At 63.2% G+C, this 15460-nt stretch carries 16 protein-coding genes; 12 read left to right on the top strand and 4 right to left on the bottom strand.

The window, feature by feature from the left end; genetic code table 11:
• The first annotated feature begins 1 nt into the window (after window position 1).
• The 11 genes from J2X42_RS01050 (at window position 2) to J2X42_RS00995 (ending at window position 9904) form a co-directional block, all read left to right on the top strand.
• Complete coding sequence (locus tag J2X42_RS01050; protein WP_310161295.1) at window positions 2-952, top strand: type II secretion system F family protein; 951 nt, start codon at window positions 2-4, stop codon at window positions 950-952.
• Between the two features lie 12 nt (window positions 953-964).
• Window positions 965-1840: a type II secretion system F family protein gene (locus tag J2X42_RS01045; protein WP_310161292.1), complete on the top strand. Its 876-nt coding sequence runs from the start codon at window positions 965-967 to the stop codon at window positions 1838-1840.
• 490 nt (window positions 1841-2330) lie between these two features.
• Complete coding sequence (locus J2X42_RS01035; protein ID WP_310161287.1) at window positions 2331-2534, top strand: Flp family type IVb pilin; 204 nt, start codon at window positions 2331-2333, stop codon at window positions 2532-2534.
• 92 nt (window positions 2535-2626) lie between these two features.
• The gene (locus tag J2X42_RS01030) at window positions 2627-3001 is read left to right on the top strand and encodes a TadE/TadG family type IV pilus assembly protein (protein ID WP_310161286.1); all 375 of its coding nucleotides are present in this window, start codon (window positions 2627-2629) and stop codon (window positions 2999-3001) included.
• Window positions 2989-4026, top strand: a complete 1038-nt coding sequence (locus tag J2X42_RS01025; RefSeq protein WP_310161284.1) for a pilus assembly protein TadG-related protein — start codon at window positions 2989-2991, stop codon at window positions 4024-4026. Before J2X42_RS01030 ends, J2X42_RS01025 begins: the two co-directional genes overlap by 13 nt.
• Window positions 4027-4052: 26 nt before the next feature.
• Window positions 4053-4808 (top strand): RcpC/CpaB family pilus assembly protein, encoded by a 756-nt coding sequence (locus J2X42_RS01020; RefSeq protein WP_310161282.1) that lies wholly within the window; start codon window positions 4053-4055, stop codon window positions 4806-4808.
• A complete protein-coding gene (locus J2X42_RS01015) occupies window positions 4805-6001 on the top strand; it encodes an AAA family ATPase (RefSeq protein WP_310161279.1) in 1197 nt (398 codons plus the stop codon). The genes J2X42_RS01020 and J2X42_RS01015 overlap by 4 nt, the downstream gene beginning before the upstream one ends.
• A gap of 251 nt (window positions 6002-6252) precedes the next feature.
• On the top strand, window positions 6253-7521 hold the full coding sequence (locus J2X42_RS01010) for a CpaF family protein (protein ID WP_396134008.1): 1269 nt from the start codon (window positions 6253-6255) through the stop codon (window positions 7519-7521).
• A 4-nt stretch (window positions 7522-7525) separates the two neighbouring features.
• Entirely contained in the window at window positions 7526-8455 is a 930-nt protein-coding gene (locus tag J2X42_RS01005; protein WP_310161273.1) for a type II secretion system F family protein, read from the top strand.
• Between the two features lie 6 nt (window positions 8456-8461).
• Window positions 8462-9346 (top strand): type II secretion system F family protein, encoded by an 885-nt coding sequence (locus J2X42_RS01000; protein ID WP_310161271.1) that lies wholly within the window; start codon window positions 8462-8464, stop codon window positions 9344-9346.
• A 93-nt stretch (window positions 9347-9439) separates the two neighbouring features.
• Window positions 9440-9904, top strand: a complete 465-nt coding sequence (locus tag J2X42_RS00995) for an Hpt domain-containing protein (RefSeq protein ID WP_310161269.1) — start codon at window positions 9440-9442, stop codon at window positions 9902-9904.
• Window positions 9905-9974: 70 nt separating this feature from the next.
• Here the strand turns inward: J2X42_RS00995 and J2X42_RS00990 are convergent, their stop codons facing one another.
• The gene (locus tag J2X42_RS00990) at window positions 9975-10754 is read right to left on the bottom strand and encodes a response regulator transcription factor (RefSeq protein ID WP_310161267.1); all 780 of its coding nucleotides are present in this window, start codon (window positions 10752-10754) and stop codon (window positions 9975-9977) included.
• A 322-nt stretch (window positions 10755-11076) separates the two neighbouring features.
• On the opposite strand from J2X42_RS00990, the gene J2X42_RS00985 reads away from it, so the two are divergent.
• Window positions 11077-12669, top strand: a complete 1593-nt coding sequence (locus tag J2X42_RS00985) for a PAS domain-containing sensor histidine kinase (RefSeq protein WP_310161264.1) — start codon at window positions 11077-11079, stop codon at window positions 12667-12669.
• A gap of 84 nt (window positions 12670-12753) precedes the next feature.
• Here J2X42_RS00985 and J2X42_RS00980 read toward each other — a convergent pair whose 3' ends face one another.
• The 3 genes from J2X42_RS00980 to J2X42_RS00970 all read right to left on the bottom strand — a co-directional run bounded on the left by J2X42_RS00980 (window position 12754) and on the right by J2X42_RS00970 (window position 15340).
• Window positions 12754-13647: a tRNA pseudouridine synthase A gene (locus J2X42_RS00980; RefSeq protein WP_310161262.1), complete on the bottom strand. Its 894-nt coding sequence runs from the start codon at window positions 13645-13647 to the stop codon at window positions 12754-12756.
• Window positions 13648-13678: 31 nt separating this feature from the next.
• Window positions 13679-14263: a 50S ribosomal protein L17 gene (rplQ, locus tag J2X42_RS00975; RefSeq protein WP_310161259.1), complete on the bottom strand. Its 585-nt coding sequence runs from the start codon at window positions 14261-14263 to the stop codon at window positions 13679-13681.
• A 66-nt stretch (window positions 14264-14329) separates the two neighbouring features.
• Window positions 14330-15340 carry a DNA-directed RNA polymerase subunit alpha gene (locus J2X42_RS00970; protein WP_131131310.1) on the bottom strand — a complete coding sequence of 337 codons (1011 nt, stop codon included), beginning with the start codon at window positions 15338-15340 and terminating at the stop codon, window positions 14330-14332.
• Window positions 15341-15460: the final 120 nt, after the last annotated feature.

Here is a 15460-nt window from a genome sequence, read left to right as displayed (position 1 = left end):
CATGGGAACCGAACTGCCAGTGGGAATATTCATCACCGGGCTATTCCTGGTCTATTTGTCCCTTGGGCTCATCTTCGGTGTGGTCGTCAGAGGGCGGGCGGGTGTCGCGCTTTCTCGGAGGCGTCCTGATGCAATTCACTATTCGTCCAGCCTGTCACGGCTGACGGACCATGCTGTCGGGGTTCTTAACCGCACCATGAAGAAGCGTCCCAGCGGCTTTTTCAACCGCGAGAAGCTGGAACAGGCGGGGCTCCATAAGGAGCCCGGCGACTACCTCCTCATGGCTGGAGCCATAACCCTCGTGGCAGGAGTGCTGGGATTTCTGCTCGGGGGACTTGGAATCAGCATCCTCTCCGTTTTCCTAGCCCCGTTTCTGCTCCTTGTGTTCCTAAACATGCTCATCTCGCGGCGGCGGCGGAAGTTTGACACGCAAGTGCCGGACACTCTCCAGATGTTCGCCGGTGGTCTTCGCGCGGGGCACAGCCTCTTGCGGGCAATCGACGCAGCGGCCCAGGAGAATGACGGACCAATGGCCGATGAGCTCAGCCGCATCGTCAACGAGACTCGGATCGGGCGCGACCTCGGCGAGTCTTTAGCCGACGTTTCCCGGAGAACAGCCAGCGAAGACTTCTACTGGATCGCTCAAGCGATTGAGATCCATAGGGAGGTGGGCGGCGACCTCGCTGAGGTCCTGGACCACGTTGGCGAAACAATCCGGGACCGAAACCAGGTTAGGGGCCAGGTACGGGCGTTGAGCGCGGAAGGCCGAGTTTCGGCCGCTGTCCTGATGGCACTGCCGATTCTGATGTTCTTAGGTCTGTTGATCTTCAATCCCAAGTACGCCCAAGTTTTTACTACCACGGTTGTGGGATTCCTCATGGTGGCTGCGGCCATTGTCCTTCTGTCCACCGGCGGGTTTTGGCTCAGCCGGATCATTAAGCCGAAGTACTAGGAGGCGGACAAAATGCAACCCATCGCATTGGCAGCAATCCTGGCCATTATTCTTCCGATTTCGGGCATGATTTGGCTGGCTTTCACAGGCGATCGCGCCGGACTCCGCAACATCCAAACCAATCTTGGACGCCGGCCCAGCCAGGTTGCCAAGTCTTTGGATGTCAATGAGCAAATCGCTGCCCTCTCCCGTCGGCTCACCCCCCACAGCTACGAAGCGTGGCTGGATAAGCAGCTATCAGGAGCGGGCCGGCCTAAGCAATGGCCGCTGGCACGCATCATCATGGTCAAACCCATGCTTGCTTTTGGTGGAGCGATTCTAGGGCTTCTCGTCTTCCTTGCCGAACCGTCCGGCGGACGATTCGTGATCGGCATCCTGATCATGACGTTGGCGTACTTCATCCCAGACATCCTGTTGCGGAATCGGGCTCAGAAACGGCGGGAGGAAATCAGGCTCGAACTTCCAAACGCGCTGGATCAGATGCTGATCTCAGTTCAGGCCGGTCTCGGTTTTGAGACGGCCATGGGACGTGCAGGTGAAAACGGCCGAGGTCCCTTGGCCGATGAGCTGATAAGGACATTGCAGGATATTCAGGTTGGTCGGTCCCGGAAGGAGGCATATCTGGCACTCGCCGAGCGCGTCGATGTTCCTGACGTGCGCAGCTTCATCCGGGCAGTTGTTCAGGCTGACATCTACGGCATTGCCATTGCAGGTGTGCTAAAGGTTCAGGCCAAGGACATGCGAATCAAACGGCGGCAGCGGGCCGAAGAGCATGCGATGAAAATGCCCGTAAAGATGCTCTTTCCGCTAATCTTCTTCATCCTGCCGACACTGTTCATTGTGCTGCTGGGGCCGGCCGTGCTTCAGATCATGGCTGTCTTTTCCTAGGGGGAATCATGTTTCAAAAGCTCTATATCCACTTTGCACGGCTCGCTTCATCCTTGAAATTCTTAGTCCAGGACCAACGCGGAGCCACCGCTACGGAGTACGGAATCCTTCTCTCGTTTCTTGCTCTGGCTCTTGTGCTCGGTGTGACTGCGTTCGGCAACGCCCTGAACCTGCACTATTTGGGAATGACGACAACCCTTAGAACAGCCCTGGGCATTCCATAACCTCAGAGCCAGCACCACCGCGCCACTCGGCGCCCAAGTACCGGACCCCCTCGGCACCCAGAACCGAGGGGGTCCGCTTTTGTGCCCGGGCACCCCAACTCCAAGGTTTAACACAGCAGCTCCAACGCAAAGACGCAGGATACGTACAGTACGGAAAGCGTTTGCGCAGGATGTCCCAAGATCCAGCCAGACGGCCAATTTGCCTTGCTAACTTCGAGTTAGAGCTGGTGCAGGGCCAGCCATTCCAACTCGCTCAGGAGTTTCAAATGCTTTCTCTTATCGCATCGCTTCAGACCCTCGGCTTCAACCTCAAGAACCGTTTCAGCGAAGAAAAGGGCGCCACCGCCGTTGAATACGGCATCATGGTCGGCCTCATCGCAGTTGTCATCATCGTCGCAGTCAGCACCTTGGGCGGCACTCTTGATGGTTTCTTCGACTCGATCAACACCAAGCTCACTCCCGCCCCCTAGCGCGAACTGATCCGGCTCAGCCCCCATATCTGAACCGCATTACGCCTATCAGAGGCCACAACGAGCAGGCGAGCCAAGAGGAGGTGCAGCAGGTGTCACACGATTCCGAACGCGGTGCAGTCGCCGTCGAATTCGCGATCCTGCTGCCCCTCCTCTTGATGCTGGTCCTCGGAACTATCGAGTTCGGGCGTGCCTACAACGCGCAGATCACGCTCACCAACGCAGCCCGTGACGGCGTCCGGGTCATGGCCATCGCCAACGACCCAACCAGCGCGAAGACTGCAGCGATTAGCGCCGCCGCCAGCGTCAGCACCACCATTCCTACCTCAGATGTCACGCTAAGCACCGAGACATGCAGCACCGGCGCCCAGGTGACGCTCACCGTCAAGTACACACTCTCCACCGTCACCGGGATTGCCGGACCATTCCCGATGACGGGCAAAGGAGTCATGCTGTGCGGCGGCTGAAATCAGCGGAATCCACCGAAGAAGGCGCTGTCACAGTCATCGTGGCTCTTCTGATGGTGGCCCTCCTCGGGTTCGTGGCCATCGCCGTGGACGTCGGCGCAATCTACTCCGAGCGCGCGCAGCTGCAGAGTGGCGCGGATGCCTCCGCCATCGCCCTGGCGCAGACGTGCGCCCGGGACGCCGTCGATCCGTTGTGCTCGACGACGTCGACACTCGCCGGCAGCCTTGCCAACCAGAATGCCCTGGATGGCATGAGCAAGGTACACAACATCAACCTCGACAAAACGGCCCGAACAGTGACCGTCCAGACGTCGGCCAAAGAGACGGGCGGGGTAGACAACTCTGTCTCCCTGTTCTTCGCAGGGATCCTGGGCGTCCCCACCAAAGAGGTCGCAGCCCACTCGTCCGCCGTATGGGGCAGCCCCCAGGCCGGACGCACTGCCTTTCCACTCGCCTTCTCCATCTGCCAGGTCAAGGGCTACGTGGGCGGCGCACTGCAACTCCTTCAGGACCACGGCAACAACGCCAACCCGGACTGCAACTATGGGCCCTCCGGGGCGGCGGTGGAAGGCGGCTTCGGCTGGCTGGCACCGGATGCCGGCAAATGCGGTGGAACCATCGACATTAAGGTCGGCGAGGGCGGCAGCGATACCGGCAACAACGCCCCGGGACACTGTGCCGCGGAGCTCAACCGCTGGGGCGCCGAAATCACGGCAGGCCGGAAAATCATCGTCCTACTGCCGGTGTACAACAAAGTCACCGGAACGGGAGCCGGCGCCGTCTATAGCCTCATTTCCTTTGCCGCATTCGACGTGACCGGCTGGAAGTTCAGCGGAAACAGCGGCCTCCCCTACGAATTCCGCAGCGAAAAGTCGACGGCCACCGGTGTCACCACAGAGACGCAATGCAACGGCAACTGCCGCGGCGTCATCGGCAAGTTCGTCAAGTACGTCTCCCTCGCCGACGGTTACACCCTTGGGCCCGTAGACGACTACGGCGCCACCGTTGTCCGCCTTACCCTCTAGCCACAAATCCAGACCAGGAGCTGAACGTGAAGTCTCGCCTAGTGGCAGGAACGGCTGCGATTGCGTTGGCAGTTGTAGGGGCTCTCATCATCGTCTTCTACGCCCAGGGCGCCGACCAGCGGGCCATGGCCACCACCAAGCCCGTGGACGTCCTCGTGGTCAAGACCGCCATCCCCGCCGGAACCCCTGTCAACGACATGGCAGCATCCCTGGTCATCGAGAAGGTGCCGGCCGCCGGCGTCGCGGACACAGCCCTCAGCAACCTGGACAAATCCGCGGGAACTGTCAGCGCGGTTGACCTTGTCCCCGGCGAGCAGCTCCTCGCCGAACGGCTCGTGGCGCCGGAAGCCGTTAAGGCCGACGGCCGTACCCAGGTTCCGGCGGGCCTGCAGGAAGTCTCCTTCGAAGTTGAGCCGAAACGCGTTGTCGGCGGGCGCATCACCGTCGGCGACCACGTGGGCTTCTTCCTCTCCTTCGAAGCCGGGGCCTACAAAGCCAAGGCCGATGACGCAACCACCCAGCTCACCGTCCACAAAGCCCTGGTCACGGCCGTTCAGCGCGCACCCCAAGCAGCGAGCGCCGAGAAGCCGGCAGACGGCACGGACCCGGCGGACACGGCCCTCCCGGAGGGTTCACTCCTCCTCACCGTCGCCGTCAACGATGTCGACGCCGGCAAGATCGTTTTCGCCTCCGAATTCGGCCGCATCTGGCTCACCAAGGAACCCCTCGACGCGCAGGACAACGGCCCCCGCATCGAACGCAAGGAAGTGGTCTACAAATGAGCCGCTTCATCCTCCTCTCCCCCAACGCCGAATTCGACCAGCGGCTCCGGCACGCGGTGGCGAACGGCCTCCGCGGCACCGTCCAGACCATCGCCTCGGACATCCTCCCCGCCGGTCCCCAGGAGCTCTTCGCCCTCCTCAACCAGGAGCAGCCCGAGGTCCTCATCATCGGACCGGACGTTCCCCTGGACGAGGCCCTGCGCTTCGCCAAGGTCTTCGACGTCCAGCTGCCCGGACTCAGCCTGGTGCTCGTCAGCGAGGCCGATCCCGCCTACCTGCTGCACGCCATGCGCGCCGGAATCCGGGATATCCTCAGCCCCAACGCCGACGCCGCCGAAATCCGGGTCCTCCTGGAACGCGCCTGCCAGTCCTTCGCCACCCGCCACCGCAACCACGACGCCCCTCCCGCCGAAAACGCGGGAAAGGGCCTCGTCATCGGAGTCTTCTCCCCCAAGGGCGGCGTGGGCAAAACAACCCTCGCCACCAACATCGCCATCGGCCTTGGTCAGATCGCGCCCATGAGCGTGGTGATCGTGGACCTGGACCTTCAGTTCGGCGACGTCGCTTCCGGCCTTTACCTCAACCCGGAACACACAGTCACCGACGCCGTCTCGCCGGCCGCCGCCCAGGACCCCCTGGTGCTCAAAGCCTTCCTCACGGTCCACCCCGCCGGCATCTACGCCCTGTGCGCCCCGCCGAACCCCGTCGACGCCGACCACATCACTCCAGAACAGGTCACGCACCTGCTGGAGCAGCTGGCACAGGAGTTCCAGTACGTCGTGCTGGACACCGCCCCTGGCCTGCCCGAAATCGGGATCGCTGCGCTGGAACAGTGCACCGACGCCGTGTGGGTCAGCGCCATGGACATCCCCAGCCTCCGCGGCCTGAGGTCCGGCCTCGAGGTCCTGCGGCAGCTGGAAATCCTGCCCGAGTCACGCCACGTGGTCCTCAACATGGCCGACTCCAAAGCCGGCCTCACCGTGCAGGACGTCGAATCCACTGTCGGCGCCCCGGTGGACGTCAGCATTCCCCGCTCCCGGGCCGTCGCGCTCTCCACCAACCGCGGTATCCCTGTCCTGCAGGAATCAAGGAAGGACCCGGCCGTGAAAAGCCTCAAGCAGCTCGTCGAGCGGTTCAACCCGGTCTGGCGGACGCAGGCCCAACGCAAGCTTCACCGAAGGGTGGTCATCTGATGAAACTCTCCGAACGGATCCAAACGGTCCAGGACCGGAACCAGGCCGCCCACCCGGCCGTCGCGCAGCATCCTGCCGCAAAAGGTACGACGCCGGTACGCACCTCGGTCCCGCCGCAGGCCGCGAGCGCCGCACGGACGGAGCAGTTGGCTGGAACACAGCCGACCGCCGTCGTACCCTCCCCCGCGGCACCAGACCAGGCACCGCCGGTGCAGGCACCCAAAGCGCAGCCCGTGGATGTCTTCGCCGCCATGAAGCAGCGTGCCGCCACCGCCCTGTTTGAGCGGATGGGCGCGCGTTTTAATGACGCCTCCGTCACCGAGCAGGAGCTCCGGAGCACCGCCAAGGACGAGCTCATCCGCATCATCGACGCCGAGCAGGTCCCCCTCACGCCGGAGGAACGTACCCGCCTGGTCCGCGACGTGGCGGACGACGTCCTCGGCTACGGGCCGCTGCAGCGCCTGCTGGATGATCCTTCCGTCACCGAAATCATGGTCAACCGGATGGACCAGATCTACGTTGAGCGCAAGGGAAAGCTGACGCTCACCGAGTCCCGGTTCAGCTCCGAGGAACACCTGCGCAAGGTCATCGAGCGGATTGTGTCCAAGGTGGGGCGTCGGATCGACGAGTCATCGCCGCTGGTGGATGCGCGGCTTGAGGACGGCTCGCGCGTCAACGCCGTGATTCCGCCGCTGTCGGTGGGCGGATCGTCGCTGACCATCCGCAAGTTCAGCAAGGTGCCCCTCACGGTCCGCAACCTGATCGACTTCGGGACCCTCACGCCCGAAATGGCCGAACTCCTCGACGCCTGCGTCAAGGCCAAGCTGAATATCATCGTCTCCGGCGGTACCGGCACGGGCAAGACAACATTGCTGAATGTCCTCTCTTCCTTCCTCCCCGGCGACGAACGCATCGTAACCATCGAGGACGCCGTCGAGCTCCAGATCCAGCAGCAGCACGTGGTCCGGCTGGAAAGCCGCCCGCCGAACACTGAGGGCAAAGGCGAGGTGACCATCCGTGAACTGCTGCGCAACTCCCTGCGTATGCGCCCGGACCGGATCGTTGTGGGTGAGGTCCGCGGCGGCGAGTCCCTGGACATGCTGCAGGCCATGAACACCGGCCACGACGGGTCGCTCTCCACCGTGCACTCCAACTCCCCCCGCGACGCAGTGGCCCGACTGGAAACCCTGGTTCTGATGGCCGGCATGGACCTGCCGCTGCGGGCCATCCGCGAGCAGATCGCCTCGGCCGTGAACCTCATCGTCCAGATCTCCCGCCTGCGCGACGGTTCCCGGCGGATCACCCACGTCACCGAAGTCCAGGGCATGGAAGGGGACATCGTGACCCTCCAGGACGCCTTCGTCTTCGACTACTCGGCCGGGGTGGACGCCCACGGCCGGTTCCTCGGCAAGCCCGTCCCCACCGGCATCCGCCCCCGCTTCATCGACCGGTTCGAGGACCTCGGCATCCACGTCTCGCCGGCCGTCTTCGCCGGCTCCCTTTCCCCGGTTGCGAGGTGACCCGATGCTTGCGATCGGAATTGCCGTCATGCTGGCCGCCATCAGTTTGCTCGGCGTCGCGGTACTGGTCCCCGGAGTCCCCGCGGTTCCCATGGAACGACGCCGGCCCTTTGAGCAGGATCCGGCCTCACCGCTGAGCCGCTTCGCCGCCTCCGCTGTGGCATCGTTCGAGCGGATCCTCGCCGGCCGACGCCTCCGGCTGTTCTCGCGCAACGACCTGGAACAGGCCGGACTCCGGCTGAGCCAGGCAGAGTTCCTCATCCTGGTCGCGGCGGGCGCCTGCGTAGGCTTCCTCGTTGGCCTCGTCGCTGTGGGGCCCCTGATCGGCCTGCTCCTGGCAATACTGGCACCCTTCGTCGGCCATCTGGTCCTGTCGTTCCTGTCCGGGAAGCGGCGGGCCAGGTTCGACAGCCAGCTCGGCGATACGCTGCAGCTTCTCGCCGGCGGCCTCCGCGCCGGCCACAGTGTCCTGCGTGCCATAGATGCTGCCGCCAGCGAATCCCAGAAACCCACCTCGGAGGAAATGCGGCGCGTGATCACCGAGACCAGCCTGGGCCGGGACCTCCTCGCCGCGCTCAACGACACCGCCCTGCGGATGAAGAACGAGGACTTCGTCTGGATCGCCCAGGCAATCCAGATCAACCGCGAAGTGGGTGGAAACCTCGCCGACGTCCTCGACCAGGTCAACGAGACCATCCGCGAGCGTAGCGAGATCAAGGGCCATATCAAGGCCCTCGCCGCCGAAGGCAAGTTCTCCGCCTACATCCTCATCGCCATGCCTTTTGGCATTGTGGCGATGCTGCTGTCCGTCAGTCCCAACTACATGAACTCGATGTTCACCCATCCCTTGGGCTTCGTCATGATCGGGGCATCCTTTGTCCTCATGACGATCGGCGCGCTCTGGATGCGCAAGATCATCGACCTGAAGTTCTGAGGACCCATGAGCCCCGTCATTCTTCTCTCTGTCCTCCTGGTCTGCATCCCCGCCGCGGGACTGGCCTGGTCAGTCCTGACCGCCGACAAACAGGGACGCACCGCCACCGCGGAACTCCTGAACCGGGGCGTGGTTCTTACGCCCATGGCGGCTCCGGCACGGAGGAGTCTCTTTGAGGCCATCGGCCGCGGGCTGACTCCCTCCCGGTATGTGACGTTCCTCGACCGGCTGCTTTCGCTGGCGGGCAGGCCTGCGTCGATGCCCCTCGGGAAGGTGCTGGCATCCAAGCTTGCCCTCGGACTCGTGGCCGTTGCCCTCGGCGCTTACCTCATCGCCGTGGCGAGCACCCCGATGATGAAACTGGCCGGCATTTTTGTCCTGTTCCTTGGCTACTTCATCCCGGATCTCCTGCTCTACAGCAAAGGCATTGAACGGCAGAAGGTCATGCAACTCGAACTCGCGAACACCCTTGACCAGATGCTGATTTCGGTCGAGGCCGGGCTGGGGTTCGAAGGCGCCATGGCCCGGGCCGGTGAGAACGGCAAGGGACCACTGGCGGAGGAACTGGTCCGAACACTGCAGGACATGCAGGTTGGCAGAAGTCGCAGGGAGTCATATCTTGCCCTCGCCGAACGCACAAACATCCCGGAACTCCGCAGCTTCGTCCAGGCGATAGTGCAGGCCGATACCTACGGTATTGCCATCAGCCGGGTCCTCCGGGTCCAAGCCAAGGTGATGCGCGTAAAACGGCGCCAGCGAGCGGAGGAAAAGGCCATGAAGCTCCCCGTCATGATCCTTTTCCCGCTGCTTTTCTTCATCTTCCCGGTGCTTTTTATCGCAATACTTGGCCCCGCCGTCATCAACACCATCGTGACGTTTAGCAGCCAGTAGCTAACAAGTTCCGCCAGGTAAAGATCCCTCAAGCTTTCCTCAGGATCTCCCTAAATCCAGCTTTTGGAAATAATCAGGAAGTAGCCTTGTAGCATGCACACTCCAGACCCAAGCGCCGGCGAAAAGGGAATCCCCGCGGTTCCCTTGCCTGCTGCGGCTGGAGGTTTGGCGGACGCCGGAATCCTGCAGGAACTGGACGAGCTTCTGCCGTTGGTGGATTCGGGCATTCTGGAGGACCTGGAGGAGCAGCTGGACGGTGCAGAACTCGCCCTCCGGTTCGCCCGTGATTACGCCGCCATGTGGGACCAGCGTTACAGCCGGCTGGCCCTTGCCGTGGAGAACCAGGACCGCGCCTCCGCCCTTGACGCCATTATCAGCCTGAGGATCACGTCGGCCATGGTGGGGGGCCTCCGGCTGGCCCGGCTGGCCGAGATGCTGGAAACCGTCATCCGGCAGGGCGACTTTGGCCAGGGCCAGGCCATGATGGAACGCGTGGCCGAACACGGGGACAGGACGGTCTCCGAACTCCAGGCGAACTACATCCTGAAGAACGAATAAGGCCCGCCAGGCGTCAGCCACACCGGCCCGCCCTTCCGTCCGCCCCGCCTTTCAAGCAAAGGCACCGCGCCTAACGCTGCTCCGGCCGCTTCGGCGCCAGCCTGTACCCGACTCCCCGCACGGTCTGCAGCCACCGCGGAGCTGCCGGATCCTCCTTCAGCTTGCGCCTCAGGTTGCCGATGTGGACCTCCACGGCCCGCTCGTCAGCCTCACTGATGTAGGCGTCCTCCTCGTAGAGGTCACCCCGCACCGCGCGGACCAGGTCCGAGCGTGTACAAACGGCCCCACCGCCGCGGAGCAGCACGTGGAGGAGGTCAAATTCGCTGCGTGTGAGCCCAAGTTGTTCGCCGTGAATGGCCACTGAACGCGTCCGGTGGTCAAGGATCAGCCCGTTATGGTGGAGCACTCCGGTGTGTGCCGGCGGCGCAGCCTGCACAGGACCGGGAGGCCATGCTTCCGGATCCTGGCCCTTGATCTCATGCCGCGGCCGGCGCATCATCGCCGCCACCCGTGCCCGCAGCTCGCGCGGACGGAACGGCTTCGAAATGTAGTCGTCGGCACCCGCGTTCAGCGCCGACAGCAGATCCGGCTCTTCGGTCCTGCCGGTCAGCATCACCACATAGGCATCGCTGAAATTCCTGATCCGCCGCAGCACTTCAAAGCCGTCGATATCCGGAAGGCCGATGTCCAGGGTCACGACATTGGCCTGCTTATGTCGGACCACTTCCACGCCTTCCCGACCATCGGCGGCGGTATGAACCTCAAAACCCGCCTGGCTCAGCACACCTTCCAGAAGGTTACGCACGTCAGCATCATCTTCGATGACTACCGCTACTCCAAGATCGTCCATTGCTATCCCCATGCCAGGTGAAAGCGGCCCCCCATCAGCCCAGCGCCAATGCCGTATTCACTCCAACTGCCTCTACGCTACAAGGGATGAACGTCTGATGACACGCCTTTTCGATATTCGCATGCGAAAAGTCAATTATCATGACAGCAAACGTACATTTGGGGGCTGAGAGAGGGCATGACGGTGGGCTGTACCAATTCGTTGGAAAATTTTCCGGGCAATGCCCATGATGCGGCATCAAAGGCAGGCACATCGAATGCCTGAGGGGCTGATGCTGCGGGGAACAGCGCGGTATTTCCGGAATTTGGGGCAACGAGCCCAGGTGGCTTTATGCCAGCTGCCGCTGACATTGATTGTGCTGGTGCTGGCGGTGGCCACTCCCCTGGCCTGGCCGTCCCTGATGCTCAGCCCGCTCTACCTCTCTGGCCTGGTTCTTCACGGCCTTCTGCTCCTGGCCTGCTTCGTGACACCGTGGGAGCGGCTGGGCCAGCATGCCTACCTGGCGGTGCCGGTCCTGGATCTCCTGGCCATCGGCCTGCTGCGCAACGGCGCGTCCCCGCTCCTGCCCGGACTCGCCATCCTCGCCATCTTTCCGGTCATCTGGCTGTCGGCCTCCGGGATGCTGGCCCGCACCAGCATCGTCTTGAGTGCGGTGGGACCGATGCTGATTATGCTCCCTTCGCTTTCCGGCAGATTCCCCAACCTCACGGCGTCGGACATTACGTCCACCCTCCTTTTCCCGCTCATGATGCTCGCTGTGTCCCTGGCAATCCGTTTCGCGAGCGTCCATATGCGAATTCAGCAACGGCAGCTGCAGGAAAAGGACGTGGAACTCCGCGAATTGCTTGCCGCCAGCACAGAGCGGGAACGGCTGCTGCAAACAATCCTGGACGCCACCGACGTCGGAATTGTGGCAGTGAATGCGGAAGGCGGAATCCTGCTGACAAACAACCGGCAGCGGGACTTTGAACGCATTGCCGGACCCCGGGAAAGCCGGGCAACGGCTGAAGACCAACAGCTGATCTTTGCGCAGGACAGAGTCAGCCCCCTGCCGGCAGGCAAGCGTCCCGTCCGGCGGGCCACCGACGGGGAATCTTTCGCGGACTACCTCGTCTGGATCGGTTCAGGACCGGACCAGCGCGCGGTTTCGACGGCGGCACGTCCGTTAATGGACGACGGCGGGCGGTTCAGTGGCGCTGTCATCGTCTACACCGACGTCACAGGCCTGGTGGAGGCACTTGCCGCAAACGAGGAACTCGTCTCGAACGTTTCGCACGAATTCCGGAGTCCACTGAACTCCATCCTGGGGAACATCGACCTGGTCCTGGAGGATGTCGAGGGCACGTCCCCGCTGTCCGCCCGGCGGCTAGAAGTTGTCCAGCGCAATTCAGAACGGTTGCTCGCGTTGGTGTCCGACCTCATGGCGTCGGCCTCCTCCGCCCTCAGGGTCCACCCGAAACGGACGGACCTCGCCAGCCTCGTGGAAACCAGCATCGGCTCCGCACAGCCGCAGGCGGAACAGTCCAGGATCTCGCTTGTGGCTGACATCCAGTCCCCCTTGTGGGCCTATGCCGACCCGCTGCGCATCGGGCAGGCCCTGGACAACCTGGTGTCCAACGCCATCAAGTACTCCCCCGGCGGCGGCGTGGTGAACATCAGCGCCCAGGGCTCGGACGACTGGGTCCGGTTGCAGGTCCGGGATTCGGGGATGGGCATGAGCCCGGAAGACTCGGCCAGGGTGTTCCGCAGGTTCTTCCGGACAGACACTGCCCGCGAAGCTGCCATCCCGGGGGCCGGCCTCGGACTGTCCATCACCAAGGCGATCGTCGAAGGCCACGGCGGCGACATCTCCTGCACCAGCAAACCCGGCAAGGGCAGCACGTTCACGCTCACTCTGCCTGCCGAGGGGCCATAGGTGTCGTTCTGGAACACGCACTCGCATCGATTGCTCCGTAAGGGCCGTTTTGAACGCTGAAAAGGGCCCCTACGGAGCAATCGTTTAGTGCTCCCGCATGGCCCGTGTGAGTTCGGCCCGCGCCAGCATCTCGCCGTCGGTCGGATAGGCGACTTCCTCCAGGACCAGGGGGTGGGGCGCAGCCAGGACGGATTTGGCGTCCCGCTTCTTCGCGAGGAGCCGCTCGTACAGCCACTCCGGTTCCTCCACACCCTCGCCCACGAACAGGGCCGAGCCCACCAGTGAACGCACCATGTTGTGGCAGAACGCGTCCGCCTGGACCGTGGCCACGATGACCCCGTCCTCCCCGCGCGCAAATTCGAAGCGCTGCAGTTCGCGGATCGTGGTGGCACCCTCGCGCGGCTTGCAGTAGGAGAGGAAGTTCTGCAGCCCCAGCAGCTTGGACGCCCCCTCGTTCAACAGGGAAACGTCCAGCGGGTTCTTGTGCCACAACGTGAAATAGCGTTCCAGCGGGTCCCAGAGTGCCGGGCCATCCGCGATGCGGTAGCTGTAGCGGCGCCACAGGGCTGAGAACCGGGCGTCAAAGCCCTCGGGGGCCGGCGACACCCGGTGGACCTCGATGGATCCGGTCAGGTCGCCCAGGCCGCGGCTCAGTGCCCCGCGGAGACGGCGCAGCATGGCGACGCCGGGATCGAGTTCGTGCCCACGGGGCAGTCCCAGCCACTCGGCTTCGGTGAGGTCCAGGTGGACCACCTGGCCGCGGGCATGCACACCGGCGTCCGTGCGGCCTGCCACGGTCACGCGGACCGGCCGGCGGAAAAGCAATGCCACGGCCTCTTCCAGGACGCCCTGGACGGTACGCAGGCCCGGCTGGATGGCCCACCCGTTGAAGGGGCCGCCGTCGTACGAAAGATCAAGCCGGATACGCAAAAACCCGCCGCCCCCAATAACGGGGGCCGCGGGTTTTTGGTCGTTCATAGACCTAAGTCTATGCGAAGGAATCAGCGAATTACTTCGCGCCCTTTTCCTCAGCCTTGTCCTCGGCGGGTGCTTCCTCAGCGGCCGGAGCCTCTTCGGTTGCAGCCTCAGCCTCGGGAGCCTCAACAGCTTCGGTCTCGACGACCTCTGCCTCGGGAGCTTCTTCTGCGGCCGGAGCGGCAGCAGCAGCTTCCTTCTTGTCGGCGTCGCGCTTTGCAGCAGAGGTAGCCTCGGCTACAACGGCCTGCTTGGCGGAAACCGGCTCAAGGACCAGTTCGATGACAGCCATGGGAGCGTTGTCGCCCTTACGGTTGCCGATCTTGGTGATGCGGGTGTAGCCGCCGTCGCGGTTCTCCACTGCCTGTGCAATGTCGGTGAACAGTTCGTGGACGACGCCCTTGTTGCTGATCAGGCCGAGTACACGGCGGCGGGAAGCCAGGTCGCCGCGCTTGGCGAAAGTCACCAGGCGCTCTGCGTACGGCTTCAGGCGCTTGGCCTTGGTCACCGTGGTGGTGATCCGCTTGTGCTCGAACAGTGCTGCTGCCAGGTTCGCGAGCATAAGACGCTCGTGAGCCGGGCCGCCTCCGAGGCGCGGACCCTTAGTGGGGGTAGGCATAATTGTTTCTCCTCATATGGAAGCCGGTGGTGGGCACACCATGGTGCCCGCCGGCCAAGATCTGTTTTAGAGTTCGTCGTCGCCGAAGGCGGCGTCGTCCTCTTCAATTGCTGCGGCGCGTGCTGCGAGGTCAAAACCGGGAGGCGAGTCCTTGAGGGACAGGCCCAGTTCAACCAGCTTTGCCTTGACCTCGTCAATGGACTTCGCACCGAAGTTACGGATGTCCATCAGGTCGGCCTCGGAGCGGGCTACGAGTTCACCCACGGTGTGGATGCCCTCACGCTTGAGGCAGTTGTAGGAGCGGACGGTGAGGTCCAGATCCTCGATCGGCAGGGCCATGTCAGCTGCCAGGGCAGCGTCCGTCGGCGACGGGCCAATCTCGATACCTTCAGCTGCGGTGTTCAGCTCGCGGGCCAGACCGAAGAGTTCCACCAGGGTGGTACCAGCGGAAGCAACCGCATCGCGCGGGGCGATGGCCTGCTTGGTCTCGACGTCGACAATGAGCTTGTCGAAGTCAGTGCGCTGCTCAACACGGGTTGCTTCCACGCGGAAAGTAACCTTCAGCACCGGCGAGTAGATCGAGTCAACCGGGATACGGCCGATCTCGGAGTCGCCGGACTTGTTCTGAGCTGCCGAAACGTAGCCGCGGCCGCGCTCGATGGTCAGTTCGAGTTCGAACTTGCCCTTCGAGTTCAGCGTGGCAATGTGCAGATCCGGGTTGTGGAATTCGACGCCGGCCGGCGGAGCGATGTCCGCGGCGGTGACGACTCCGGGGCCCTGCTTGCGCAGGTAAGCAACAACCGGCTCGTCGTGCTCGGAGGAAACCGACAGGCTCTTGATGTTCAGGATGATCTCAGTGACATCTTCCTTGACACCCGGAACCGTGGTGAACTCGTGCAGCACGCCATCGATCCGGATGCTGGTTACAGCGGCACCGGGGATGGAGGAGAGCAGGGTACGGCGGAGGGAGTTTCCGAGGGTGTAGCCGAAGCCCGGTTCCAGCGGTTCAATGATGAAACGCGAACGGTTTTCGGAGACTACCTCTTCGGAGAGGGTGGGGCGCTGTGCAATGAGCACTTAGGTTTCCTTTCGGCGAGCATCCGCTATATGACGCAACACAGGTGGTGGAAATTCGGTCTGAAGACTTAACGCGGCTGGGCCTGCCCGGACCATCGACGGTCCGGGCAAGCTCCTGCT

It is taken from the genome of Arthrobacter sp. BE255 (genome assembly GCF_031457335.1).
Classification (GTDB): Bacteria; Actinomycetota; Actinomycetes; order Actinomycetales; family Micrococcaceae; genus Arthrobacter.
Note: the sequence above shows the minus strand (reverse complement) of the source record. Positions and strands in the feature narration are given on the sequence as shown.

What these genes read in the sequence shown, in the direction of transcription:
- J2X42_RS01050 (WP_310161295.1), top strand. Translation starts at nt 2, where the DNA reads ATGGGAACCGAACTGCCAGTGGGAATATTCATCACCGGGCTATTCCTG.
- J2X42_RS01045 (WP_310161292.1), top strand. Translation starts at nt 965, where the DNA reads ATGCAACCCATCGCATTGGCAGCAATCCTGGCCATTATTCTTCCGATT.
- J2X42_RS01035 (WP_310161287.1), top strand. Translation starts at nt 2,331, where the DNA reads ATGCTTTCTCTTATCGCATCGCTTCAGACCCTCGGCTTCAACCTCAAG.
- J2X42_RS01015 (WP_310161279.1), top strand. Translation starts at nt 4,805, where the DNA reads ATGAGCCGCTTCATCCTCCTCTCCCCCAACGCCGAATTCGACCAGCGG.
- J2X42_RS01010 (WP_396134008.1), top strand. Translation starts at nt 6,253, where the DNA reads ATGAAGCAGCGTGCCGCCACCGCCCTGTTTGAGCGGATGGGCGCGCGT.
- J2X42_RS01005 (WP_310161273.1), top strand. Translation starts at nt 7,526, where the DNA reads ATGCTTGCGATCGGAATTGCCGTCATGCTGGCCGCCATCAGTTTGCTC.
- J2X42_RS01000 (WP_310161271.1), top strand. Translation starts at nt 8,462, where the DNA reads ATGAGCCCCGTCATTCTTCTCTCTGTCCTCCTGGTCTGCATCCCCGCC.
- J2X42_RS00995 (WP_310161269.1), top strand. Translation starts at nt 9,440, where the DNA reads ATGCACACTCCAGACCCAAGCGCCGGCGAAAAGGGAATCCCCGCGGTT.
- J2X42_RS00990 (WP_310161267.1), bottom strand. Translation starts at nt 10,754, where the DNA reads ATGGACGATCTTGGAGTAGCGGTAGTCATCGAAGATGATGCTGACGTG.
- J2X42_RS00980 (WP_310161262.1), bottom strand. Translation starts at nt 13,647, where the DNA reads ATGAACGACCAAAAACCCGCGGCCCCCGTTATTGGGGGCGGCGGGTTT.
- rplQ (WP_310161259.1), bottom strand. Translation starts at nt 14,263, where the DNA reads ATGCCTACCCCCACTAAGGGTCCGCGCCTCGGAGGCGGCCCGGCTCAC.